Annotated in this window: 1 protein-coding gene and 1 pseudogene; one reads left to right on the top strand and one right to left on the bottom strand. The window is 61.8% G+C overall.

The features are described from left to right. The coding region (locus AC07FD_RS39380; RefSeq protein ID WP_478354191.1) for a hypothetical protein at nucleotides 1–192 on the bottom strand (192 nt) is incomplete at its 3' end. 270 nt (nucleotides 193–462) lie between these two features. On the opposite strand from AC07FD_RS39380, the pseudogene AC07FD_RS39375 reads away from it, so the two are divergent. Further along, nucleotides 463–783, top strand: a pseudogene (locus AC07FD_RS39375) (hypothetical protein); the annotation flags it as partial.

Here is a 783-nt window from a genome sequence, read left to right as displayed (position 1 = left end):
GGCGAGCGCCCGCCTCAGCGACAGGATCGTGGCGCATTCAATCGGGAAGAAAGCTCCTCGCGCTCTGGTGGCGAGCATTGGCGCGGCGATCGGGCGGCCGAGGGCTCGCAATGGGCTGAGCGCCCGCCTCAGCGACAGGATCGTCGCGCACTCTATCGGGAAGAAGGCTCCTCGCGCTCTGATAGCGAGCATTGGCGCGGCGATCGGGCGGCCGAGGGCTCGCAAGCAAGCATGCGCCAGCGCAATCAGGCGGCCGAGAGCTCGCAATCGGGCGCGCTTCCGCAGCCAAGGCAATCCGCAAGCGACCTGGGTCCTGGACTTGGAAAGCGGCGCGTAGACGACGTAGCCGCGCAGAGCCACGCCAGCTTTGAGCGACCTGATCCACAGTATTCAGGCGAGTTGCATGCAGCACTAAGAGGAATTGCTAACGCGCGTGACATCGGGGGGTTCTCAAGAGAGGTGGTGAAGCATTCCAAGCGCCTGCGGATGCCGGATCAAGCAACGTTCATGCAAAAGGCCTCCGTCGATTTTGAACGCAAATTTGTCCCGCGCTTGGAGGAAGATATCGACGCCCGGCAATCATGGGGGTACGCCACTACGTGCAATGCGGTGAGCCGGTATGCGGGAGGGCAGGCAGGGATAGAAGCTTGCAGGGCTGTCGCAGCTCGGCTGTCGCAGCTTGATCTCGCGTTAATGAAGAAGATTGAACCGAGAGCGCTTTCGCTCTTCGCATCATCATTCGGTCGGGACCCATTGTCGACGAAATGTCGCGATGGAGCGATG

This window comes from Mesorhizobium waitakense, from assembly GCF_056431085.1.
This window is presented reverse-complemented; position numbering and strand designations above follow the sequence as displayed.